Annotated in this window: 18 protein-coding genes; 13 read left to right on the top strand and 5 right to left on the bottom strand. The window is 73.3% G+C overall.

Annotated elements, in window-relative coordinates:
* Positions 1-48 precede the first annotated feature (48 nt).
* Both ACPYO6_RS15670 and ACPYO6_RS15665 read left to right on the top strand, forming a co-directional pair.
* Positions 49-1,176: an IS30 family transposase gene (locus tag ACPYO6_RS15670; RefSeq protein WP_425715717.1), complete on the top strand. Its 1,128-nt coding sequence runs from the start codon at positions 49-51 to the stop codon at positions 1,174-1,176.
* Between the two features lie 270 nt (positions 1,177-1,446).
* Positions 1,447-2,019: a DUF4287 domain-containing protein gene (locus ACPYO6_RS15665; RefSeq protein ID WP_425715716.1), complete on the top strand. Its 573-nt coding sequence runs from the start codon at positions 1,447-1,449 to the stop codon at positions 2,017-2,019.
* Positions 2,020-2,033: 14 nt separating this feature from the next.
* Here the strand turns inward: ACPYO6_RS15665 and ACPYO6_RS15660 are convergent, their stop codons facing one another.
* The 3 genes from ACPYO6_RS15660 to ACPYO6_RS15650 form a co-directional block, all read right to left on the bottom strand.
* Positions 2,034-3,260 (bottom strand): GNAT family N-acetyltransferase, encoded by a 1,227-nt coding sequence (locus ACPYO6_RS15660; RefSeq protein WP_425715715.1) that lies wholly within the window; start codon positions 3,258-3,260, stop codon positions 2,034-2,036.
* Positions 3,261-3,433: 173 nt separating this feature from the next.
* On the bottom strand, positions 3,434-4,465 hold the full coding sequence (locus ACPYO6_RS15655; RefSeq protein WP_425715714.1) for an endonuclease/exonuclease/phosphatase family protein: 1,032 nt from the start codon (positions 4,463-4,465) through the stop codon (positions 3,434-3,436).
* A gap of 244 nt (positions 4,466-4,709) precedes the next feature.
* Positions 4,710-5,858 carry an endonuclease/exonuclease/phosphatase family protein gene (locus ACPYO6_RS15650; RefSeq protein ID WP_425715713.1) on the bottom strand — a complete coding sequence of 383 codons (1,149 nt, stop codon included), beginning with the start codon at positions 5,856-5,858 and terminating at the stop codon, positions 4,710-4,712.
* Positions 5,859-6,299: 441 nt separating this feature from the next.
* Between ACPYO6_RS15650 and ACPYO6_RS15645 the strand changes: the two genes are divergently transcribed.
* The 4 genes from ACPYO6_RS15645 (at position 6,300) to ACPYO6_RS15630 (ending at position 13,700) form a co-directional block, all read left to right on the top strand.
* Positions 6,300-10,964, top strand: a complete 4,665-nt coding sequence (locus ACPYO6_RS15645; RefSeq protein WP_425715712.1) for a DUF3418 domain-containing protein — start codon at positions 6,300-6,302, stop codon at positions 10,962-10,964.
* A 150-nt stretch (positions 10,965-11,114) separates the two neighbouring features.
* Positions 11,115-12,161 (top strand): hypothetical protein, encoded by a 1,047-nt coding sequence (locus ACPYO6_RS15640; protein WP_425715711.1) that lies wholly within the window; start codon positions 11,115-11,117, stop codon positions 12,159-12,161.
* Positions 12,162-12,480: 319 nt separating this feature from the next.
* The gene (locus tag ACPYO6_RS15635) at positions 12,481-13,272 is read left to right on the top strand and encodes a hypothetical protein (protein ID WP_425715710.1); all 792 of its coding nucleotides are present in this window, start codon (positions 12,481-12,483) and stop codon (positions 13,270-13,272) included.
* A gap of 149 nt (positions 13,273-13,421) precedes the next feature.
* Complete coding sequence (locus tag ACPYO6_RS15630) at positions 13,422-13,700, top strand: GNAT family N-acetyltransferase (protein WP_425715709.1); 279 nt, start codon at positions 13,422-13,424, stop codon at positions 13,698-13,700.
* A 97-nt stretch (positions 13,701-13,797) separates the two neighbouring features.
* Here the strand turns inward: ACPYO6_RS15630 and ACPYO6_RS15625 are convergent, their stop codons facing one another.
* A complete protein-coding gene (locus tag ACPYO6_RS15625) occupies positions 13,798-15,291 on the bottom strand; it encodes an NAD(P)-binding domain-containing protein (RefSeq protein WP_425715708.1) in 1,494 nt (497 codons plus the stop codon).
* 183 nt (positions 15,292-15,474) lie between these two features.
* Here ACPYO6_RS15625 and ACPYO6_RS15620 point away from each other — a divergent pair, with 183 nt between their 5' ends.
* The 5 genes from ACPYO6_RS15620 (at position 15,475) to ACPYO6_RS15600 (ending at position 19,816) form a co-directional block, all read left to right on the top strand.
* On the top strand, positions 15,475-15,891 hold the full coding sequence (locus tag ACPYO6_RS15620; protein ID WP_425715707.1) for a hypothetical protein: 417 nt from the start codon (positions 15,475-15,477) through the stop codon (positions 15,889-15,891).
* 4 nt (positions 15,892-15,895) lie between these two features.
* Entirely contained in the window at positions 15,896-16,351 is a 456-nt protein-coding gene (locus ACPYO6_RS15615) for a SprT-like domain-containing protein (protein WP_425715706.1), read from the top strand.
* A complete protein-coding gene (locus ACPYO6_RS15610) occupies positions 16,348-17,349 on the top strand; it encodes a carbohydrate ABC transporter permease (RefSeq protein ID WP_425715705.1) in 1,002 nt (333 codons plus the stop codon). Before ACPYO6_RS15615 ends, ACPYO6_RS15610 begins: the two co-directional genes overlap by 4 nt.
* The gene (locus ACPYO6_RS15605; RefSeq protein WP_425715704.1) at positions 17,346-18,278 is read left to right on the top strand and encodes a carbohydrate ABC transporter permease; all 933 of its coding nucleotides are present in this window, start codon (positions 17,346-17,348) and stop codon (positions 18,276-18,278) included. The genes ACPYO6_RS15610 and ACPYO6_RS15605 overlap by 4 nt, the downstream gene beginning before the upstream one ends.
* Before the next feature lie 191 nt (positions 18,279-18,469).
* Entirely contained in the window at positions 18,470-19,816 is a 1,347-nt protein-coding gene (locus ACPYO6_RS15600) for an ABC transporter substrate-binding protein (protein WP_425715703.1), read from the top strand.
* A gap of 172 nt (positions 19,817-19,988) precedes the next feature.
* Here ACPYO6_RS15600 and ACPYO6_RS15595 read toward each other — a convergent pair whose 3' ends face one another.
* Entirely contained in the window at positions 19,989-20,525 is a 537-nt protein-coding gene (locus tag ACPYO6_RS15595) for a low molecular weight protein-tyrosine-phosphatase (RefSeq protein ID WP_425715702.1), read from the bottom strand.
* A 185-nt stretch (positions 20,526-20,710) separates the two neighbouring features.
* Between ACPYO6_RS15595 and ACPYO6_RS15590 the strand changes: the two genes are divergently transcribed.
* Entirely contained in the window at positions 20,711-21,625 is a 915-nt protein-coding gene (locus tag ACPYO6_RS15590) for a hypothetical protein (protein WP_425715701.1), read from the top strand.
* A gap of 391 nt (positions 21,626-22,016) precedes the next feature.
* Entirely contained in the window at positions 22,017-22,949 is a 933-nt protein-coding gene (locus tag ACPYO6_RS15585) for a transporter substrate-binding domain-containing protein (protein WP_425715700.1), read from the top strand.

Genomic DNA, 22,949 nt, shown 5'->3' with positions numbered 1-22,949 from the left:
GGCGGTTTCAATCGGTTGTTGCAACGTGCGCCTTGGGAGGGTGTACGGATGGCTGGGAAGAGATTGACACTTGAGGAGCGGGCGAAGATCGAGGCGCTGTTCGGTCAGCGATTGACGTTCCCGCAGATCGCTGAGCGGATCGGTCGTCACCGGACCACGGTGTGGCGCGAGGTCACTCGCAATAACTCCTACCGGGGCGCTCACCTGGACACACCCGGGACGCGTTCCCCGGCGGGACGCCGGCAGGCCAATCCCGCCGGTCGTGGTGGCGCCTACCGGTGGGCGTACTCGTGCCGGAACGCGCAGCGCAGGGCCGACAAGCGGGCCCGCAGGCCCAGGCCCGGCAAGTTGACCGGCGATCGCCGCCGCGGGGTGACCTCGGGTCGCGGCCGGCTATGGCCCCTGGTGCGGGACAAGCTCGAACAGCGGTGGTCTCCGCAGCAGATCGCACACTGGCTTCGTCAGGAGTATCCCGACCGGCCGGAGCGATGGGTGTCCCACGAGACGATCTACCAAGCGATCTACTACCAAGCTCGTGGCGGGCTGCGCAGCGAGATCGCACGCCAGGTCGCACTCCGTACCGGGCGGACCAGGCGGCGCCCCCAGTCCCGCCTCGCGCGGGCGGCACACTCGGGCAAGGCCTGGACCCATGGCCTGAACATCAGCACCCGGCCGGCCGAGGTCGAAGACCGGGCCGTGCCCGGGCACTGGGAAGGTGACCTGATCATCGGTGCGCGTAGCGCGTCGGCGATCATCACCCTGGTCGAGCGTTCCACGCGGTACGTCATGCTCGGCGCTCTACCGGAGAGCAGGGTCTCCGAGCAGGTGATCGACGTGCTGATCGAGACGATGGGCCGCCTGCCGGCCGAGCTGGCCGCGACTCTGACCTGGGATCAGGGCGCTGAGATGGCCAAGCACGCCCACTTCACGCTGGCGACAGACTGCCGGGTCTTCTTCTGCGACCACCCGCACTCGCCCTGGCAGCGAGGCTCGAACGAGAACACCAACGGCCTGCTGCGGCAGTACTTTCCCCGCTCGAGTACCGACTTCCGCACCTACGCCCAGCGCGACCTCGACGCCGTCGCCCGCGAACTCAACACACGACCACGCATGACACTGGGCTGGCAGACTCCAGCGAAACGACTCAACGACCTACTCGTTGCAACAACCACTTGAAACCGCCCTGCGGTGGGGAGCCGCACAACCCGTCGAGATTGCGGTTCGTCGTCGCCGAGATTGCGGTTGGGGCCCCAACCGCAATCTCGATGAGCGGGCGCGGCGCCACCCCGGCTGGTCGAGCGGGGGTTCGTGCACCAACCGCAGTTTCGATGAATGCGCTCGAGAGTGCGGATCAGAGGTCGGACCTGTCACCGGGTCGGCTCACAGCCACGGTCCGACGACGAACGGCGCTGTTCGTCGTCGTGCCCCGGTTGTAGGTTGGATCACATGTCCTCGGGAGCGCGGTCCATCGACAACACGGTGAGCGACGAGAAGGTGCGCGAGGCGACGGGCCGCCCGCGCGAGGAGTGGTTCGCGCTCCTCGACGCCGAGGACGCCGCCACCTGGGACCACACCCGCATCGCGACGTGGCTGCGCGAGGAGCACGACGTCGACGGGTGGTGGGCGCAGGGCGTGACCGTCGCGTACGAGCAGGCGCGCGGCCTGCGCGAACCCGGGCAGCGGCGCGACGGGGGCTGGGAGGCGTCGGCGTCGAAGACGCTGTACGTCACGGCCGATGACCTGTGGCCCTACCTCGCCGAGAAGTCGCTGCGGAACGACTGGATGGAGAAGCACCTCGAGGTCACGGGGCAGACCGAGCCGACGTCGGTGCGCTTCGCCGACGGCGACGAGCGGGTCACCCTGCGCATCGACCGGCTCGAGCCGAGCGCCGACGGCCGGCACCGGGTGCGCTTGTCCGTCCAGCACACGGGGCTCGCGTCGGGCGACGCGATCCCCGAGCTCAAGTCGACCTGGAAGACGGCGTTCGCCCGTCTCGCGGACCTGCTCTCGGCCGCCTGAGGGGCGCCTGATCGTCAGCCGAGCCGCCCCTGCCAGGCGCCGGCGAGCGACGCGAGCTCGAACCCGACGGCGTGGTTGACGTCGAGCATGTGCCGGTTCTCGAACGCGTTCCACGTGTGGATCCGCTCGACCGCGGGGAACTGCTCGAGCAGGGCGAGCTGGTTGGCGAGCTTGACCACGGTCCCGAGGCGGCGGCCGCGGTGCTCCTTCATCACGAGCGTCTCGTCCTGCCACGCGGCGGGCCGGCCGATCGGGATCGACAGCTTGGTAAAGGCGACGAGCACGCCGGTGGTCGTGTCGCGCACCGCGGAGTGCAGGAAGGTGCGCCCGCCGGACACCAGCCGCGCGGCCTCGGTGGTCCGCACGCGGTCCGCGTCCCAGGCCTCCTCCTCCCACTCGAGCCCGCCGAGCGGCACGTCGGTGCTCATCCGGCGCATGAGCTCGGCGACGTGGGCGAGCTCGGCCTCCGGGGTCGCGCCCGCCCAGGTGACGATCTCGTCCGTGGGCGCCATCCGGGCGCGCGCGGCCTCCAGCAGGTCGCGCCAGTTGTCGGCCCGACCCGCCAGGTGGACGACCGAGTGGCGCTCGATCTGCTCGAGAACGAGCCCGCGGTCGATCGCGAAGCGGGCCGGCAGGTCGCGGGCGATCGCCCCCTCGCTCTTCGTCGGGCGCAGGGGTTCCTCGCCGTCGACCGGCGCCTCGTGGTCCACCCACGCCTGGGCGGTGGTGCGGCCGTCCGCCCGGGCGATCGTCGTCCCCGCCCGCCACAGCGCGTCCCCGATCCCGCGGCGCCGGTGCGGGGCGCGGACGTAGACCTCCACGCCGCACGAGGTGGTGTTGTCGAGCAGGTCGAGGTCGAGGGCGAGGTACCCGACGACGTCGTCCGTCCCCGGCCCGGGGTCCTCGGCGCCGGCGGCCACCGCAGCGGGTGTCGCGGTCGCGCCGTCCGCGGCCAGCCGGTCGGCGGCCGGCCCCGTGGCGGCGACGATCCCCACCCGGAGGACCGAGGTCTGGTCGGCGTACGTCCGCAGGCGGGTACCGGGGTCGCCGAGCAGGTCCGTGTCGCCGAGCCGCTCGAGGAGGTACTCGCCGTCGATCTCGGTCAGGGCGCGGAAGGCGGCCGACGGCGCGGCGCCGGCGTCGAGCTCCTCGGCCGCGGGCGCCGCGAGGTGGAACAGGTGGACGTCCGCGGGCAGCCCCGCCGGCCGCTCGACCGTCACACGTGCGTCGGTGGAAGTCATGCGGGAAGGATGGCGCCGGCGGGCGCGCGCCCGCACGCGATTTTTCCCCCGACGACGCCGCCACCGCGTTCGCACCCACCGCCTCGGCGGCCCGACCCCGTCTCGTCGTCGAGAGTGCGGCTCAGTGCCGCGCAAAGGTCATCCGCTCACTCGCCAGATCTGCGGCCGGACGCTCAGCCGACCGGCTCGACCCGCACGACAAGTGCGCGGTGCGTGGCCCGTCCGACGTCGAAGACCGCGCCCTCGGCGACCCGGTAGCTGGCCTCGTCGACGAGGATGCGGTCGATCGGCGAGCCGAAGAACCACGGGATGTTCGCGGGCCACGTGGCCACGCCGCCGAGGCCGGCCTCCTGGGCGCCGTCGACGCAGCGGCCGAGGTCCCGGGCGGGCGCGTGGTCGACGGTCGCGTTGAGCCCGCCGGCCACGACGACCGGGCCGGAGCCGGTGCGGCACCAGGTCAGCGCCTGCTCGACCTCCTGGCGCCACACGTCCATCTCGTCCGGCCGGGGCGCGGTCGGGTGGACGGCGACGATCGTCGGCCCGACCCCGGAGACGGGGCGCAGGGCGAATGCCTCGGCGGTCGGCTCGGCGTCGACAGGGACGTAGCCGCCGAGGGAGTCGGCGAGCAGGACGGCCGTGGCGCCCCGGTCCTCGGTGGCGGACCCCGCCCCGTAGGCGGTGAACGGGTGCCCGGACTCGGTGAGCTCGGCGGCGAGCGCCGTCGCGTTCTCCTCGAGCATCTCGGGCAGGACGACGACATCGACGCCCTGGTCGACGATCGGTGCGGAGAGGTCGGACGGCTCGACGTCGCCCTCCTCCATGTTGACCGTGAGGATCGTCAGGGCGGCGTCGGGCGCGGCGGCCGTGTCGTCGGTGCGGCTGATCTCCGTGGCCGCCGACGTGCCACGGTCGAACATGATCGCGAGGTGGCCGATCGCGACGACCACGAGGATGCCGCCGAGCACCATGATCGCCGTGCCCGCCTGGATGAGCTGGCGCCGCACGAGTCCGATGCCGACGAACAGGACCCCGATCACCGCGAGGGTGAGGACGAGCCAGCCCTTGAGCGCGACCACCTGGGCGATCGGTGCGATCCCGGAGAGCCCCTCAAGGGGAGGGACGATCCGCCCGGGCAGCTCGGGATCAAGCGTGAGGGCGGCGAGGAGCCCGATCACCGCGACGACGATCCAGATGACGATGCGCACGGGGTCAGTGTCCCGTACCCGCGCGCGGGGGTCCGCAGGAACGGGGTCTCGAACCGGTCACGCGCCCCTCCCCCGTCGTCGAGATTGCGGTTCGTCGTCGTCGAGATTGCGGTTGGGAGTCGCCACAGTTGTCGAGATTGCGGTTCGTCGTCGTCGAGATTGCGGTTGGGAGCCGCCACGGTGGTCGAACGCGCGGTTCGTCGTCGTCGGGGGTGGTGGTCGTTGTCGTACCCGGATATCGGGTTCAGCGCGACCGGGCGTCCGAACCTTCGCCGCCCGGCACGCGCGGCACGCTGGTCTCCGCGGCGGTGACGAGCCGCACCTCGACCACCACGGCCCGGTGGTCCGACCCGCCGACCTCGTCCACCGTGCCGGAGACCCCGCGCAGCCCTCCCGCCACGAGGACGTGGTCGATCGCGGCGCCGGCCCAGGTCGGCCAGGAGGTCGGCCACGTGGCGATCCCCCCGATCCCGGCGTCGACGCCCGCGGCGTGGCAGCGGCCGCCCGGGTCGTCGATGCCGACCAGCGTGCCGTGGTCGAGCGTCATGTTGAGGTCGCCGGCGATGACGGTGGGCCGCGCTGCCCGCTGGCAGGTACCGAGGATCGCGAGGTTCTCCTGGCGCCAGGCCGCCATGTTGCCGCTCACGGGCGGGATCGGGTGGGCGGCGACGAGGGCGGGCTGGTCGGGGTCGTCGCTGACCGGGTCGAGGTGGACGCGCCCGAACCCGCCGGTGGTCGCGCCGGTCAGCTGCTCGTACGGCCCGAGCGCGTCCGCCACCACCAGGGAGGTCGACCCGATGGGGCCGGACCCGTCGGTGTAGGACGTGAAGCCCTCACCGAGGCGCTGCTCGAGTCCGTCGCTGATCCGCACGGCCAGCTCGGCGGGCGTCTCGGGCAGGGCGAGGACGTCGGCGCCGGTGGCCACAGCGTGCGCGACGACGTCGGACGGCGAGCTCGCCCCGCCGAGCGTGTTGAGCGTGAGGACGGTGAAGGAGTCCGCGGTCGGCGGGTCGTCCGAGACCGGTCCGAGCCCGCCGGACGTGCCCCGATCGGCGAGCGCCAGCCCGTGCGCGACGCCGGAGAGCGCCGTGACGACGCCGCCCACCAGCACCACGGTCACCGCGGTGGTCATGCGCGCGGTCCGGCGCCGGGCCCCGGGTTCGTCCGCCGAGTTCACCCGCAGCCGACGACTTCTGGCGTGGACGACGAGCCCCGCCGCGAGCGCGATCGCCAGACCGAGCCCCACGAGGACGGCGGCGAGGACGCCCTTGAGCGCGACCACCTGCGCCACCGGGATCCGCTCGCTCAGCCACAGGGGGCGCAGCGAGTACAGGCTCGCGAGCGCGACGAGCACCGCCGCGACCACGGCAATCACCCTCGCCCCCCTGCGCATACCTTCCATCGTCGGTCACGGCACCGTGGTCGAGCCACCCCCGGGCGGGGAGTCCGACCCGGGGTAGCGGTCCCCGTTCCCGGGGTTGGCGTCGAGAGTGCGGCTGAGCGGCGGGGGGTTCGTCGTCGAAGAGTCGGTTTCCCGCCGAGAGTGCGGCTCAGCCTGCGTGCGGCTCAGCGCCGAGGAGTCGGTCAACGCACCGGGGAGTCGGTTCCCCGCCGAGGAGTCGGTCAACGCACCGAGACGTCGGGCGGCGGGGGTCCTCTCGACACACAAACCGACTGTTCGACACACCAACCCTCTGTTCGGCACACAGACAGACTGTTCGACACGGATCCCGCTCACTCGGCGCACACAGCTTGCCCCCGACGAGCCCCGTGCGCCCCTCGTCACCCGATTCCCGGTGCATCCTGGTGGCCCGATGCCGAAGAATGGACGCCCGTGACCTCCGCCGACCCCGATCCGCGCACCCCCGACCAGGGGGAGCAGCAGCGGCGCGGCAACGACGGCCCCACCCGGAACGGAGCCGGCACCACGCGCTCAAGCCGCAGCCGAAACGGCGGCAGCAACGGCAACGGGGGCACCGACACGAGCTCCGGCAGCGACACCATGGCCTCCCGCTCCACCGGCAACCGAGGCCGGACCCGCAACCGCGGCAACCGCCGCAACCGAGGAGCCGCCCGCGGCGCCGACCGGGTCGCCCGCGGCCCCCGCCCCCTCACGCCGGAGCAGATCGAGGCCAGGCGCGCAGCCGTCCCCGTGATCAGCTATCCCGAGGAGCTCCCGGTCGCGGAGCGCCGCTTCGAGATCGCGGCGGCGATCGCGAGCCACCAGGTCGTCGTGGTCGCGGGCGAGACCGGATCCGGCAAGACCACCCAGCTGCCGAAGATCTGCCTCGACCTCGGCCGCGGCGTCGAGGGCATGATCGGCCACACCCAGCCCCGCCGGCTCGCCGCGCGGTCCGTCGCGGAGCGGATCGCGTCCGAGCTCGACGTCGAGATGGGCAAGCAGGTCGGCTACCAGGTCCGGTTCACCGACGAGGTCTCGGCGACGACCCTGGTCAAGTTGATGACCGACGGCATCCTGCTCGCCGAGATCCAGCGCGACCCGCTCCTGCGCCGCTACGACACGATCATCGTCGACGAGGCCCACGAGCGGTCCCTCAACATCGACTTCCTCCTCGGCTACCTCGCCCAGCTCCTCCCCCGCCGCCCCGACCTCAAGCTCGTCATCACCTCCGCCACGATCGACTCCGAGCGGTTCGCCGAGCACTTCGGCAAGGCTGCGGGCATGGCCGGCCCGGCGCCGGTCGTCGAGGTCACGGGCCGCACCTACCCGGTCGATGTCCGCTACCGCCCGCTCGTCGCGGACACGGAGGACGAGACCGACAACGCCCACGACGACGAACGGCCCGACGACGAACCCCCCGCCCGGCGCCCCGACTCCTCGGCGGCCGGCCGCAACGCGCCCGCAACCCGCACCACCCCCACGAACCGGAACGCCTCCACCGGCCACGACGAGCCGATCGACCAGGTCACCGGCATCCTCGAGGCCTACGACGAGCTCGAGGCCGAGGGACCGGGCGACATCCTCGTCTTCCTCTCCGGCGAGCGCGAGATCCGGGACACCCACGTGGCGTTCGCCGAGCACCTGGGCGAGCGCTACCTCGCACCGGGCGGCCGCTCGACGGTGCCGGGCGCCGTCGAGATCCTCCCGCTCTACGCGCGCCTGACCGCCGCCGAGCAGCACCGCGTGTTCGCCCCGCACCAGACCCGGCGCGTCGTGCTCGCCACCAACGTCGCCGAGACGTCGCTGACCGTGCCGGGGATCCATTACGTCATCGACCCGGGCACCGCGCGCATCTCCCGGTACTCCACGCGCACCAAGGTCCAGCGACTGCCGATCGAGCCGATCTCGCGGGCGAGCGCCGCCCAGCGCTCGGGGCGCTCGGGCCGCGTGGCGGACGGCGTCGCGATCCGCCTGTACTCGCGCCGCGACTTCGAGAACCGACCCGAGTTCACCGAGCCGGAGATCCTCCGCACCTCGCTGGCCTCGGTCATCCTCCAGATGGCGGCGCTCGGGCTCGGCGACGTCGCGCAGTTCCCGTTCGTCGACCCGCCGGACACGAAGGCGGTGCGCGACGGCGTCCAGCAGCTCGAGGAGATCGGCGCCCTCGAGCCCGGCTCGACCGAGCTCACCCGCGTCGGCCGGGACCTCGCACGCCTGCCGGTCGACCCCCGGCTCGGCCGCATGCTGCTCGAGGCCGAACGGCTCGGCTGCGCGGCGGAGGTGATGATCGTCGTCGCGGCCCTGTCCGTCCAGGACGTGCGCGAGCGGCCGGTCGAGAAGCAGACCCAGGCGGACGCCAAGCACCGCCGGTTCGCCGACGACACCTCGGACTTCCTCGCCTACCTCAACCTGTGGCGCTACCTGCGCACCCTCCAGCGCGACCTGTCCGGCTCGGCCTTCCGACGCACCGTCAAGGGCGAGTACCTCAACTACCTGCGCATCCGCGAGTGGCAGGACGTGGTCACCCAGCTCCGCCAGCTGGCCAAGCCCCTCGGCCTGCACCTCAAGCCGCTCGCGCTCCCGCCGGCCGCCGACGTCGACACCCCGGACACCGACCTCGTCGCCTCCACCGTCGCCGCGCTCGGCCGCAGCTCGGACGCCGCAAGCGCCGACTCCGTCCACCAGGCCCTGCTCACCGGCCTGCTGTCCAACCTCGGGTCCTACGACGAGCGCAAGCGCGACTACGCCGGCGCCCGCGGCACCCGGTTCGTCGTGTGGCCGGGATCGGGGCTGTCGAAGAAGACCTACGCGTGGGTGATGGCCGCCGAGCTCGTCGAGACGTCGCGCCTGTTCGCGCGCACGGTCGCGCGGATCAACCCCGACTGGGTCGAGCGTGCGGCGGAGCACCTCCTGCGCCGCACGTACTCCGAGCCCTACTGGTCCACGCGCAACGGGGCCGCGATGGTCAAGGAGCGCGTCCTGCTCTACGGCATGACGCTGGCCGCCGACCGCCCCGCCCTGCTCGGGAAGCTGGGCGACCAGCAGATCGGCGACACCACCGCCGCCGAGCTGGCCCGCGAGATGTTCATCCGCCACGCCCTGGTCGAGGGGCAGTGGCGCACGCACCACCGGTTCGTCGCGGACAACGCCGCGGTCGTCGAGGAGGCCAAGGAGGTCGAGGCCCGCCTGCGCACGCGCGGCGTGGTCGGCGACGAGGACACCCTGTTCGCCTTCTACGACGAGCGGGTCGGCGCCGAGGCCGTCTCCGCCCGCCACTTCGACACGTGGTGGAAGCGCACCAAGCGCGAGCAGCCGGACCTGCTCACGCTCACCCTCGCCGACCTCGTCCCGGAGAACCCGGTGACCGAGGCCGACCAGCCCTCGACCTGGCGGCAGGGCGACCTCACCCTCCCCCTCTCCTACGACTTCACGCCCGGTGCCTGGGCCGACGGCATCACCGCCACGGTCCCGGTCGAGGTGCTCGGCCGCCTGCGCCCCGAGGGATTCGACTGGCTCGTGCCCAGCTACCTGGACGAGCTCGCCGTCGCGACGATCCGGGCCCTGCCCAAGCGGGTGCGGCGCGAGCTCGTGCCGGCGCCCGACGTCGCCCGCGCCGTCCTCGCCGCGATGCCCGGCTGGCACGAGGCCGTCGCCGCCGCGCCCGGGGACGCCGAGGCCAGGGGCGGCTGGGTCGACCCGACCACCGTGCCGGCCTGGCAGGACGCATTCGCGAGCGCCGTGCGCGAGGTCCGCGGGGTCGAGATCGACGAGGCCGCCTGGCGCGAGTCCGCCGAGCTGCCCGGTCACCTGCGGATGAAGTTCCGCGTCGTCTCCGCCAAGGGGGCCGTGCTCGGCGAGGGCGACTCGCTGCTCTCCCTCCAGCGGGAGCTCGCCCCCGCCGTCGAGTCCGCGGTCGCCTCCGCGGTCCGCGGCGCCGTCGCGGTGGCCATGGCCGAGGCCGGCCACCCGGGCGCGGACGGACCTCGCGGCTCGCGTCGCGGCCGGAAGGGCCGAGGAACGGGGCCCGACGCCGGAGGCTCGCCCGGGCGGTCCGGCGGCGGCCCGGGGACGAACGACCGGGGCGACGACGCCGGCTCCGCCGGCGGCGGTGCCGGCTCGCGCGGAGCAGGTGCCGGGCGAGGTGACGCCGGCCGAGGCGGACCCGGTGCACCCGGGGCGAGCTCCGGCGTCGAGCAGGAGAAGCTGACCGGCTGGCCCGAGGTGAGCGGCGGGACGATCCCGGCGAGCGTCGAGACGCTCGGCCCGGCCGGACTCGTGGTCCGCGGCTACCCGGCGCTGGTCGAGGAGCGGACCGACGTGGCGCTGCGGGTGCTGCCCGACGCCGCCGCCCAGGTCCGCGCCCACCGCCGCGGCGTGCGCCGGCTCGCCCTCGCGGCGACCGCACTGGCCGAGCAGCGCGTCTCCACCCGGTGGACCGGCGCCGACGCGCTCGCCCTCGCCACCTCCCCCTACCCGAGCACCGGCGCGCTCGTGGCGGACCTCCAGCTCGCCGCCGCCACGGAGATCGTCGACGACTGGTGCGCCGAGCACGTGACCGGCGGCGCCGGGATGCTGCGGGAGAAGTCCCAGTTCGACGCCCTGGTCGCGCACGTGCGCACCCGGCTCGAGGACCGGGTGGCCGAGCTGGCGGGGATCGTCGTGCGGATCATGAACGCCTGGCGCGAGCTGCAGGCCACGATCAAGGACTCGAACAGCATCCACCTGCTCGGGGCGGTGACGGACGTGCGCGCGGCGGTCGGGGAGCTCGTGTTCGACGGCTTCGTCTCGGCCACCGGGCCCGCCCACCTCGTGCACGTGGCGCGGTACCTCACGGCCGCGCAGCGCCGGCTCGAGCGGGCGGCGCAGAACGTCCATGCCGACGACGCGGCCGCCTGGCAGGTCCAGGAGATGGTCGACGAGCTCGCGACCGCGCGGCAGCGGGCCGGCGACGACATCGGGGCGCTCACCAGGCTCGACGAGGTCCGGTGGCTGATCGAGGAGCTGCGGGTCTCCCTGTTCGCGCAGCAGCTCGGCACGCCGGTCAAGGTCTCGACGACCCGGGTGCGCAAGGCGATCGCGGCGGCCCTCGCGGGCTAGCCCGTCCTCTGGTCGAGAGTGCGGCGTAGCGGACGCGGCGTGGTTCGTCGTCGTGCAGGGTCTTGCGGCCGGGGGGGCGGACTGACAAGGATCTGAGCAGGCGCACCCCCGAGCGCCGACGCAGGGGGATCGACGAGGAAGGCCCCACCCATGTCCTCCCCGCTCCGACGCACCGTGCCTCTCGTCGCGCTCGCCCTCGCCCTGGCCGGGTGCGGCGGATCGACCGAGGACGACGGATCCGCGAGTCCGCCCGCCGAGGCGCCGCCCGACGACGCCGACCCCGCCGGGGACGACACGGGGAACGGAGCCGACGCCGGCTCGCCGGACGCCGTGGAGTCCGCCTCCGGCGAGGCGGCGAGCGACGGTGCGGCCACGGGCGAGGCCCTCCCCGCCGACGGATCGGGCGCCGACGAGCCGACCGACGCGCCCGCCACGGAGGAGCCCGGGGCTTCGATCCGCGACGTCGACCTCGCCGCGCAGTCGTGGCGGCAGGCACTGACCGGGGAGTCCGTGGTGCCCGCCGAGGGCGACGGGCTGCGCCAGTTCACCGTGTCGGACGCGGTCGCCTACGCCGACGTCGACGGGGACGGGCACGAGGACGCCGCCGCGTCGCTGCAGGTCCTCGACGGCAACGCGTACGAGGAGACCTGGTACGTCTGGCGCTGGGACCCCGAGTCGCAGGCGGCGGTGCAGGTGGAGAGCCCGATCGCCCGGCAGTCGGGCTGCGGCGACGACGTCCTCTCGGTCACCGGCGAGGGGGAGGTGTTCGTCGTCGTCGAGGAGCTTCGACCGGCAGGCAGCGCTGCACCCTGTGTCGATGGCGGGACCATCCCGGTGACCCGGCAGGTGACGCTCGAGGACGGCTGGCCGGTGCTCGCCGGCGGCATGTCCGGGGAGGGCGGGATCTGCCCGCAGGTCGAGTACGCGGGCGACGAGATGTGGCCCGCGGGCGACGTCGAGATCCACGCCGCGCCGACCGACGGCTCCGCGCCGATCGGGGAGCCCGCCCCCGACTGGTGGATGGAGGTCGACGTGTCCGGCCACCACTTCCTGTGGCGCCCGAACTGGATGCTCGTCCACCTGATGTACGACGAGCAGCCCGCGGCGCTCGCCGGCATGCCGGGGTACTTCCCGTGCGCCTGGGCGTACATCGAGGACGACCAGCGGCCCGTGCCGCACGCCCCGTACGTGCCGTAGTCACGGGCGGCCGTGGCCGCGGTGATCGGTGCGGACGCGCAGGCGCCGGCAGCACCGCGCGGCGGGGCACGAGGGGTTCGTCGTCGTGCAAGGTTGTGCGTCCTCGCCCCGGACCTGCGGCGACGTCCCACGCCGGGGACAGAGGTCCCCGGTATCAAGTACCCGCCGACCGGCCGTGCGGCGGCACCGGGCGGCTCATAGCGTCGTTGGCACGCAAGTCGGTGGCAGGTCATCGCCTCCATGACCGAGGGGGAATCCCCGACGACGCGACGGACCCGACCGGGTCCACAGGGACCACCGGTCCCGAGAGGAGGACACCATGTCCACCATCCGCCGATACGCCGCAGCCACCACGACCGCACTCCTGCTCGCCGGCTCGATCGCCGCGTGCAGCACCGGGGACGACACCGTCGACCCGGACGGCTCCACCCCGCCCGACTCGAACGTCGCGCCTCCGGAGCAGAACGAGCCCGACGCGCCCGAGGGCGAGGCGCCGGAGGAGGAGGCACCCGAGGACGAGGCGCCCGCCGAGACCGACCCGGGCGAGGCCCAGCCGCCTGCGGAGGGCGAGGAGCCGCCCGTCGCGGAGGAGCCCCCGGCCGAGGGCGAGGAGCCGCCCGCCGAGGGCGAGGAGCCGCCCGCCGAGGGTGAGGAGCCGCCGGCGGAGTCCGGCGCCGGGCTGGCCGAGGCCGGCTGGGTGGCCTTCGAGCTCCCCGCCGACGCGCAGGCCGACCGTGACGACGAGGGCTACTGGACCTGGGCGATGCCGGCGACCGAGGCCACCGACCCGCACGCGTCCGAGCAGCTCGTCGTGCAGGGCCCGCAGAACCACGCGATGGACGACTCCTTCGAGGAGGAGATCGCCGACTTCGAGGCGACGATGTCGGAGGACCTCCCGCCGCGCATCTCCTGGGACGACGCCGAGGTGGCCGCCCCCGAGGGCATGCGGATCTACCGGTTCGAGACGATCGGGCTGGAGCCGGGCGAGGTCCACTGGATCGTGGAGAACTCCGCGACGGGCGAGCTCATGCAGCTGACCGTCACGGTCAACGGCGACTCGACCGAGATGGTCGACGCCATCGACTCAAGCCTGCAGCTGGCCGCCGGCTGACGCAGCCGTGTCGGGCATGGCGCCGGGGTGACCTGCCGTTCCGGAGATCCGGCGGCTGCCGCGGCCATCACAACCACCATTGCCCGACGACGAACGACACCAGTTACGGCCCCCGAGCGCTGAGGCGCCGGGGGCCGTAGCGTCGCCGTATGAGCACCGAGATCTCCCACGAGCCCGCGAAGAGCCGATACGTCATCACGGTCGACGGCGAGGAGGCCGGCGAGGCCACCTATGTCCTCGAGGGCGGCATGCACGTCTTCGACCACACCTTCACCGACCCGAAGCAGCGGGGCCAGGGGCTTGCCGGCCGGCTGGTCGAGTTCGCGCTGACGGACGTGCGCGAGCGTGGCGGGACGGCGCGGCCGGTGTGCCCGTTCGTCGTCGACTACATGGACAGCCACCCGGAGTTCGCCGACATCCGGGCGTAGTCAGGCCGCTGTCCGCGGGCGTGGGGGCCGCTTCCGGGACCGTCAAAGCCCACCATTGGGGGCGAAAGTCCCTCACTGGTGGGAAGGGCCGCTCCCGTCACCCGTCGAGCAGCTCCACGATCGCCGCGACCGCGCGGCGCCCGGCCCGCGTCGCCCCGATCGTCGACGCCGCCGGCCCGTACCCCACGAGGTGCAGCCGCGGCTCGTCGACCACCGCGGTCCCGCGCACGAGCACCCCGCCGTCGCGCGTTCGGATCCGCAGCGGCCGCAGGTGGCGCAGCTCGTGGCGAAAGCCGGTGGCCCACACGATCGTGTCGACGGGCGTCACGGTCCCGTCGGCCTCGACCACGCCCCTCGTCGTCATCGAGCCGAACATCGGCCGCCGCTCCAGGATCCCGGCGTCGATCGCGCGTTGCGTGGCCGGCCCGAGGAACAGCCCCGTCTCGGCGACCACCGGCAGCGGCCTGAGTCCCTGCTCCACCCGTGCGGCCACCCGCTCCTCGACCCCGCGCCCGGCGTCCTGGTCGAACATGTCGGTCTTCCACCGCGGCGGCGTGCGGGTGTACCAGAACGTCTCCGCCACGCGCGCGATCTCGAGGACGTGCCCCACTCCGGAGATGCCGCCCCCGACGATCGCCACCCGCTCGCCCTCGAGATCCTCGGGGCCCTCGTAGTCGTGCGTGTGGAGCTGCCGACCGCGGAACGTCTCCGACCCGGGGATGCTCGGCCAGAACGGTCGCGACCACGTGCCGGTCGCCGAGATGACCGCCCGCGCAGCCCAGCTCCCGTGGTCGGTGCGGACGAGGAGGCGGCCGCGCGGGTCGTCGTCGACGCGCTCGACGCTCGTGACGACCACGGGCCGCAGGACCGGCAGGTCGAACATGTCCTCGTACGTGGCGAAGTACCGCGGGAGGGCGGTGGCCGCGGGCTCGCGCGGGTCCGGCTGCGGGAAACCCGCGCCCGGCAGGTCGTGGATCCCGTTGACGGTCGCCATCGTCAGCGTGGGCCAGCGGTGCCGCCACGCCCCGCCGGGCCCGTCCTCGGCGTCGAGCACGACGAAGTCCCGCACGTCCCCCCGGTGCCGCGGCGCGCCGACCTGCTCGGCCGGGTCGCCCGAGTACCCGACGAACCCGCGCCGCAGCAGCCGGTTCGCAGTGGACAGGCCGGCCTGGCCGGCACCGATCACGACGACGTCGACCTCCCGCGCATCCTCCCGCCCGCGATCCATCGGGTGGCCGTTCTCGTCGGTCGCCCCGTCGACGCCCAGGTCTCCGGGGAGGCGGCGCGGCCGGACGGTGAGCCGTTCGCCGTCGGGGTCGCCGGTCGGTGAGAGGACCGGGACCCAGCCGGTCGGACCCGGCCGCGGCTCCCGCGACCCGACGTACTCGCCCCACCGCTCGCCGCCTCCGTCGCGGAGGGGTTCGTCGTCGCGGTCCTGGCGCAGGACACCGTCGTCGCGCAGAGCACCGGCGCCGTCGTCGACGTCGACGTCCTCTCCGCTCGCGACGGCGGTCGCGCCGAGCTCGTCGGGGTCGGACGGCCGGACCGCCTCGGGCGCACCGCGGTCGGGATGCGTCGCCGGGCCGTCCATGATCGCGACGGTACCCGGCGGGTCCACCCTCCACCGGTCTACGAAGGCCTCGCGCCTCGCCACCGGCCTCACCCCGGCTGCACCGCCGGCACGCCGTCACCACAGGGCGCTTCCCGCGTGGGGATCCACACGTCGTCGGCCGGGCGCGGGACCACCGGCGGCGGGGGAACGTACCGTGGCCCGGTGACCATGGACGACTCGCCGGAGCGCGACGACGCGCACCGGGACGGCCGACGCCGCAACGACGCCTCGCGCCCCTACGAGCCCGTCCGCTTCGGCCGCTCGCCGCTCCACCGCATGCCGACGGTCTCGGTCATCGCGTTCGCGGTCATCGTCGTCATCGTCGCGAGCGCCACGCGCGGCCCCGTCCGCTGGTTCATGCTCGCCGTCATCCTCGTGGCCTCCCTCAGCGCGTGGCGCGCGGCCCGGGCTCGCCGGGCATCCTCCGACGACGACGAGCCCCCCGCCGGCACGACCCCGCCCGGCGACGACCACCGCTCCGCCGGCCCGGCGGACGACCCCGGCCCGGCCACCGGCCACGCCCCGGACACCAACCCGGCCGGCGACGCCGACGCGGACCCGGACACCGGCCGGGCGTAGGGCGATGGACGCACCGGGCGCGCTGCGCCTCGCACGTTCCCTCGTGGCCGAGCACGGCCTGCGGGGGTGGTCCGTCGGGCTCGACCGCGCCGTCCGACGCGCCGGCGCCACCCACTACCGCGACCAGCGGATCACCCTGTCCCGCCACCTCGTCGGCCTCTACACCGAGGACGAGGTGCGCGAGGTGATCCTCCACGAGATCGGGCACGCCCTCGCGGGAGCCCAGGCAGGCCACGGCCCCCGGTGGCGCGCGGCCGTCGTCCGCATCGGCGGCACCCCGCGCCGCACCACCCGGCCCGACAGCCCCACCGTCCCCGCCCCCTGGGTCGGCCGCTGCCCCGCCGGGCACGAGCACCAGCGCTTCCAGCGCCCGCGCGCGACCTACCTGTGCCGCCGCTGCCCCCGCACCCGCACGAGCGCCGCGGTCATCGAGTGGACCTACGTCCGGGGGGCGGCGTGACCCCGACCGCCCGGTCCGCCCCGGTACCGGCCTCCGCACCTCCGGCCGCCACGCCGCCCCCCTCCGGCCCCCCGCCGTCGACGGGCGGGACGAGCCACGCAGCCCTCCCGCCGTCGGCCCGCGCACGGCGCCGCCGGGAGACCGCCGCCGCCTACGCCCTCCTCGCGCCGTCGCTCATCGGGCTGATCGCGTTCCTGGCGGTTCCGGTCCTGCTCGTGCTCGCCATGAGCCTCACCGACTACGACCTGCTCTCCCCGCCCACCTGGGCCGGGGTGGACAACTACGTCGATCTGGCGAGCTCCTCCCAGTTCCGCAACTCCCTGCTCGTCACGGCCCTGTACGTGCTCATCGCGATCCCGCTGACCGTCGGCGCCGGCCTCGGGCTCGCCGTACTGCTCAACCGCCACCTGCCGGGCTCGGGCATGCTACGCGTGATCTACGTGCTCCCGTGGGTGTGCTCCCCGCTCGCCCTGGGCGTGGTGTGGCAGTGGATGCTCGCGCCCAGCAACGGCGCGGTCAACGCGGTCCTCGGCCAGCGCGTCGAGTGGATGAGCGACCCCGCCCTCGCGCTGCCGGCGGTCGCCGTCGTCTCCGCCTGGTCCTCGATCGGCTACGTCTCGCTGTTCTTCCTCGCCGGTCTCCAGCAGATCCCGCCGAGCATCTACGAGGCCGCCCGGCTCGACGGCGCCGGACCGTTCCGGCTGCTCACGTCGATGACGATCCCGCTGCTGCGGCCCACGATGTTCTTCGTCCTCGTCACCACGATCATCTCGAGCTTCCAGGTCTACGACCTCGTGTACGGCCTCACGGGCGGCAGCCCCGGGTACCCCTCCGGCAGCACCGACGTCATCGCCGCCCGGATCTACCACGAGGCGTTCGTCGCCCTCGACCTCGGCAGCGCGTCGGCGATGGCTGTCGTCCTGTTCGCCCTCCTCGTGGTCGTCACCCTCGTCCAGCAACGGTGGTTCGCGTCGCGCACCACCTACGACATGTCATGAGCACCAACCAGCCGGACACCCAGCTCTCTGCGGCCGGTCCTCCACCAGAGACCTCCCCCGACGACGACGCCCCCCGCCCCGCGCGCCGCCGTCGCCCGTTCTCGCTCGGGCGCGGCGCCGCGCACGCACTGACCTACCTGCTCCTGCTCGCCGGGGCGGTCGTCACGCTCGCCCCGCTGCTGCTCCCGCTCATGACGGCGCTGAAGACGAACCGGCAGTACGTGGCCGACGGACCGCTCGCCCTGCCCGACCCGCTCACGCTGGAGAACTTCCGCGCCCTGTTCGGTGAGGAGGGCGACTTCATCGTCCCGCTCGCGGTGACGCTGCAGATGGTGGTCGTGCTCGTGGTGGGTCAGCTCGTCAGCTCGATCCTCGCCGCCTACGCGTTCGCCACGCTCGAGTTCCGGGGGCGCGAGCTGCTGTTCTGGTGCTACCTCGCCACGCTCATGGTCCCGGCGGTCGTCACGATCATCCCGCTGTACACGATGATGACGCTCGCCGACCTGAAGAACACGTTCGCCGGTCTCGTGGTCCCGTTCGTCCTCGGCTCCCCCTACGCCGTGTTCCTGCTGCGCCAGAACTTCCGGTCGATGCCGCGCGAGCTCCTCGACGCCGCCACCCTCGACGGCGCGGGCGTCCTGCGCCGGCTGTGGTCGGTCGTGCTGCCGATGAACCGGCCGATCGTCGTCACGCTGCTGCTCATCACCGTGGTCACGCAGTGGAACAGCTTCCTGTGGCCGTCGATCATCGCGCCGCGGCCGGAGTGGCACGTGCTCACCACGGCGACGTCGGCGATGCAGACCCAGTACGACGACCGGATCGTCCTCGTCATGGCCGCCGCCGTCGTGGCGATGACGCCGCTCATCGTGCTGTTCCTCATCTTCCAGCGGCACATCACGCGGGCGATCGGCGTGGGCGCGGTGCGCTGACGGCCCACCCGATCGTCGTCGTCGACCATCAGTGGTGGCCGACCCCGATCGTCGCCGGTCCCGCGTGGTGACCGCAGACCCGGCCGACGTCACCCTCGTCCCACGTCCCGACCCGCGAACATCCGCGGGATGTGACGGTCAACTCATGTAATATTCAACTTCCCGTGACCGGAGGCTCCCTGGAGGACCCCATGCGCCGTGCCCGTCGACCGCTGACCACCACCGCCCTGCTGGCGGCGACGGCCCTGACCCTGGCCGCGTGCTCGCCGGGGTCCGACGACTCCTCCGGCGAGTCCGGGAGCGGCGAGGGCGGCACCACCGTCACCGTCCGGCTCTGGGACGAGGTGGCGGCCGAGGCGTACGAGACCTCCTTCGACGCGTTCACGGAGCAGAACCCCGACATCACCGTCGAGGTCGAGGTCATCCCCTGGGCCGACTACTGGACCCAGCTCCCCCTCGACGTCCAGTCCGGGGACATGGCGGACATCTTCTGGACGAACACCTCGAACTTCGGCACGTACGCGGACAACGGCACGCTGATCGACATCGACGAGGCCCTCGGCGAGGACCACGACGAGTGGGAGCAGTCCGTGGTCGACCTCTACACGCGAGACGGCGTCAACTACGGCGTGCCCCAGCTGTGGGACTCGATCGCCCTGTTCTACAACGCGGAGCTGGTCGAGGAGGCGGGGATCGACGTCGAGGACCTCCAGTGGCGACCCGGCGCCGGCGAGGGCGACACGCTCCTCGAGGCCGCGACCGCCCTGACCACCGACTCCGAGGGCCGCCACCCCGGCGAGGACGGCTTCGACGGCGGGGCGCGGGAGACCTACGGCTTCAACAGCCAGGCCGACCTCCAGGCGATCTACGTCGACTTCCTCGCCCAGAACGGCGCGCTGTTCCAGGACCCGGAGACCGACGGCTTCGCGTTCGACTCCCCCGAGGGCATCGAGGCGTTCCAGTACCTCGTCGACCTCGTCAACACGCACGAGGTGGCGCCGTCGGCCGCTGACACCAACGTCAACGGCGACTTCTCGCGCGACCTGTTCGTCCAGGGCGACCTCGGCCTGTTCCAGTCCGGCCCGTACTCCCTGCCCCACATCGCCGAGAACGCCGACTTCGAGTGGGGCATCGCGCCGATGGTCGGCGGGCCGGAGGGGCGCATCGGTGTGGTGCACGGCGTCGCGGCCGTCGGCAACGCGGAGTCCGAGCACCTCGACGCGACGACCGAGGTCCTGCGCTGGCTCGGGTCCGCCGAGGGGCAGGCCCCGCTCGGCGAGACCGGTGCCGCGTTCCCCGGAGCCGTGGACGCCCAGCAGGGATACATCGACTACTGGGCCGAGCAGGGCGTGGACGTGTCCGTCTTCGTCGACGCCGCCCAGGAGCCGACCGCACCCTCGCCGATCGGCGCCGAGATCAACGCCGGCTCCAACGTCATCACCCCGATCTTCCAGGACATGTTCCTCGGCGCGATCCCGGTCGAGGAGGCGCTCGCCCAGGCGCAGGAGGAGGGCAACGCGGAGATGGGCATCGAGTAGCCCCGCCCGCTCTCACTTTCGCCGAGATTGCGGTTGGTGCTCGTCGAGATTGCGGTTCGTCGCCATCGAGATTGCGGTTGGTGCTCGTCGAGATTGCGGTTGGGAGCACCCCGACCTGTCGAGAGTGCGGTTGGTGCCCCAACCGCAGTCTCGACGAACGGGCCGCGCAGTGTCAGGGGTGCAGCTCGGTCCGCCCGGCGGCGAGCGCTGCCGCGAGCATGCGCGCACCGGGCGCGAGCAGCTCGTAGGTCGACTCGAAGTCGGAGTCGTCGCCCCACCACGGGTCCGGGACGTCGAGCGACCCGACGTCGCGCGCACTCCCCGCACCGGGGGCGTCCGGTCCCTCCGCCGCGCGCCACAGCATGATGACGCCGGGGTCCACGCCCGACCGCTCCGCCAGCCGACGCAGCCACACGGCGTGCTCCTCGGTCATCGCCAGCACCAGGTCGACCGCGCCCAGATCCTCGGCCGTGACCTGCCGCGCCGTGTGTGCCTCGACCGGGACGCCGCGTCGGTGCAGCGTGCTCGCCGCACGGGGGTCGATCGGGTTACCGACCTCGTAGTCGGACGTCCCGCCCGACGTCACGTCGGCATCGACGCCCGCGCGCTCGAGCTCGTCCGCCAGCATCCGCTCACCCATCGGGGATCGGCAGATGTTGCCGGTGCACACGACAAGGACCCTGACCGGTCGCGAGACGGGGAGTCGCATGCCTCCAGTGTGGCAGGCGGCCGACCACCCGGGGAGGCCTGAGGACCCATGTGCGGCCGTCCCGAGACCGACAGGGCGCGGGTACCAGGTCGGTGCGGGACGGAGCCCCGGCGGTGGCCGGGTCGGCGCGGGACGGGCCCTGCACGCGGCACCACCGCGGCGGCCCGGCGTGCCACCCTGTCGACGTGCGCCAGCCGAACCGATCCGTCCGCCGCCCCGTCGCCACCGGGGCCGGCACTCAGCCGCGGCCGGCCGCGCGTCGCCACGCACCGGGACGCGCACGTCGCACGCTCGCGGCGACCGTGCTCGCGCTCGCGGCCACCCTGGCGGCATGCGGCTCGGGCGACGACTCCGACGGCTCCGACGGCTCCAGCGACTCCGGCAACGGATCGGGCGGAAGCGGCGACACCTCCGAGGCAACCCCGGTCGACGAGCTCGCGCCCGTCGCCGACCAGGTCGATGAGCACCCGGCCTGGCTGTCGGAGGAGACCTCCGAGCCCCGGGACTCGGCGTCGGGCCTGTGCACCGACCCGTTCGCCGAGGGGCGCACGGAGCTGACGACCACCGAGCTCGCCGCCTGCCAGGTCGAGTCCCTCGCGGAGACGGCCGGCTACGTCCAGACCACCGACGCCGGAGCCGACGCCCGCACCGAGCTGCGCGTCTCCACCGGCGAGCAGCTCGCGGTCGAGGCGGACCTCGGGGTCGCCCACGTCCTCGTCGTCGGGGACGACTGGTGGGCCGCGACGGACGAGGGCGACTGGCTCGAGCCGGCAGAGGCAGCCGAGATCCCCCGGCTGAGCAGCGCCGAGGGTGCGGCCCGGTCGCTCCAGCAGTTGCACGACCCCTCGGTCGCGGCCGGGGGCACCCAACCCATCGACGTGGCGGTGACGGGCTCGGCCACGATCGACGGCACCGAGGTCGCCGTCGTCACGGGCACGGGCGAGGGCGCGAACGGCGAGGAGATCGCCGTGGAGTACTTCCTCACCCAGGACTACGTCGCACTCCGGTCCGTCAACAACGTGACGACCTCGGCGGGCACAGCGACGACCACGTCCGTCATCAGCGAGCTGGACGAGCCCCAGGACGTCACCGCCCCCTGACGGGTGGTCGTCCTCCGCGCGCGGGCAGCAGCGTCCCGACCTCCTCGACGAGCACGACGACGCACCCCCTCTGCCCGAACCGTCACAGTTCTCGGTCACGATCGCGTCGAACAATCACAAGCGGGTAACAATGCCCGACCTCAAAAGCGGCCTCCCCGTCGTGGCCCACGCCACTCGCCGACCCCGCGCGATCCGCACCAGCATGGGAAAAGGTCCCGATCCGCGACCACCCCAAAACGACCCCTGGACGCCCGAATCCGGCCGGTTGATGACCGGGACGACCCCCCATACGGTGGGGCCACTCAAGGGCCCGTACGCACGTTCGGGCGCTGTCACGCAACGTTCGCGCGTCTGTCCACCATGGCGCCGGGCGCCCACCGGAAGGAACCCCTTGACCACCAACGCACAGCGTCGCGCCCGCACCATCGTCCCCACCGCGACCCTCGCCGCCCTCGCGCTGACCCTTGCCGCCTGCGCCAGCGAGGAGGAGTCGGCCGACCGCGGCGGCGGTGGCGGAGACAGCGGCGGCGGCAGCGGCGAGGCCCTCACGCTCGAGGACCTCCAGGAGGCCGGCAGCGTCACCGTCGGTTTCGCCGGCGAGGCCCCGTACAGCTTCGAGGACGGCGGAGAGCTCACGGGCGCCACCGTCGCCCTGCACGAGGCGATCTGGGCGGAGCTCGGTGTCGACGAGGTCGAGGGCGTCCAGGCCGAGTTCGGCCAGCTCATCCAGGCGCTCGACGCGGAGCGTTTCGACGTCGTCGCCGCCGGTATGTCGATCCTCCCGGAGCGCTGCGAGCAGGCGATCTTCTCCGAGCCGGAGTTCATGTACACGACCGCGCTCATGGTTCCCGAGGGCAACCCGGACGGGCTCGAGCCGAGCATGCAGTCCGTCCAGGAGTCCGACGTGCAGATGGCGTCGATGACCGGCGCCATCGAGTCCACCTACGCCGCCGACCTCGGCATCGACTCGATGGAGGTCGGCACGCCGCAGGACGGCATGGACGCCGTCGTCAACGGCCGCGCCGACGTCTTCGCCCTCACGGGCATCTCGCTCAACTGGATGGCGGACAACAACCCGGACGCCGGCATCGAGGTCACCGAGTCGTTCGTGGCCGAGATCGACGGCGTCGAGCAGGTCGGGGCCGGCGGCACCGTGTTCCGCAACGCCGACACCGAGCTGCGCGACGCCTACAACGAGGTGCTCGCGGAGATCGTCGAGGACGAGGAGCGCTACCTCGAGATCGTCGGCGAGTTCGGCTTCACGGCCGAGGAGCGCCCCACCGGCGAGCTGTCGACCGAGCAGCTCTGCGCCGGCGACATCTGA

Source organism: Georgenia sp. Z1344 (genome assembly GCF_049856295.1).
Taxonomy (GTDB): Bacteria; Actinomycetota; Actinomycetes; order Actinomycetales; family Actinomycetaceae; genus JB111.
The sequence above is the reverse complement of the archived record's forward strand: the minus strand, read 5'-3'. Positions and strand labels throughout refer to the sequence as shown.

What these genes read in the sequence shown, in the direction of transcription:
- ACPYO6_RS15670 (WP_425715717.1), top strand. Translation starts at nt 49, where the DNA reads ATGGCTGGGAAGAGATTGACACTTGAGGAGCGGGCGAAGATCGAGGCG.
- ACPYO6_RS15665 (WP_425715716.1), top strand. Translation starts at nt 1,447, where the DNA reads ATGTCCTCGGGAGCGCGGTCCATCGACAACACGGTGAGCGACGAGAAG.
- ACPYO6_RS15660 (WP_425715715.1), bottom strand. Translation starts at nt 3,260, where the DNA reads ATGACTTCCACCGACGCACGTGTGACGGTCGAGCGGCCGGCGGGGCTG.
- ACPYO6_RS15650 (WP_425715713.1), bottom strand. Translation starts at nt 5,858, where the DNA reads ATGCGCAGGGGGGCGAGGGTGATTGCCGTGGTCGCGGCGGTGCTCGTC.
- ACPYO6_RS15640 (WP_425715711.1), top strand. Translation starts at nt 11,115, where the DNA reads ATGTCCTCCCCGCTCCGACGCACCGTGCCTCTCGTCGCGCTCGCCCTC.
- ACPYO6_RS15635 (WP_425715710.1), top strand. Translation starts at nt 12,481, where the DNA reads ATGTCCACCATCCGCCGATACGCCGCAGCCACCACGACCGCACTCCTG.
- ACPYO6_RS15630 (WP_425715709.1), top strand. Translation starts at nt 13,422, where the DNA reads ATGAGCACCGAGATCTCCCACGAGCCCGCGAAGAGCCGATACGTCATC.
- ACPYO6_RS15625 (WP_425715708.1), bottom strand. Translation starts at nt 15,291, where the DNA reads ATGGACGGCCCGGCGACGCATCCCGACCGCGGTGCGCCCGAGGCGGTC.
- ACPYO6_RS15615 (WP_425715706.1), top strand. Translation starts at nt 15,896, where the DNA reads ATGGACGCACCGGGCGCGCTGCGCCTCGCACGTTCCCTCGTGGCCGAG.
- ACPYO6_RS15605 (WP_425715704.1), top strand. Translation starts at nt 17,346, where the DNA reads ATGAGCACCAACCAGCCGGACACCCAGCTCTCTGCGGCCGGTCCTCCA.
- ACPYO6_RS15600 (WP_425715703.1), top strand. Translation starts at nt 18,470, where the DNA reads ATGCGCCGTGCCCGTCGACCGCTGACCACCACCGCCCTGCTGGCGGCG.
- ACPYO6_RS15595 (WP_425715702.1), bottom strand. Translation starts at nt 20,525, where the DNA reads ATGCGACTCCCCGTCTCGCGACCGGTCAGGGTCCTTGTCGTGTGCACC.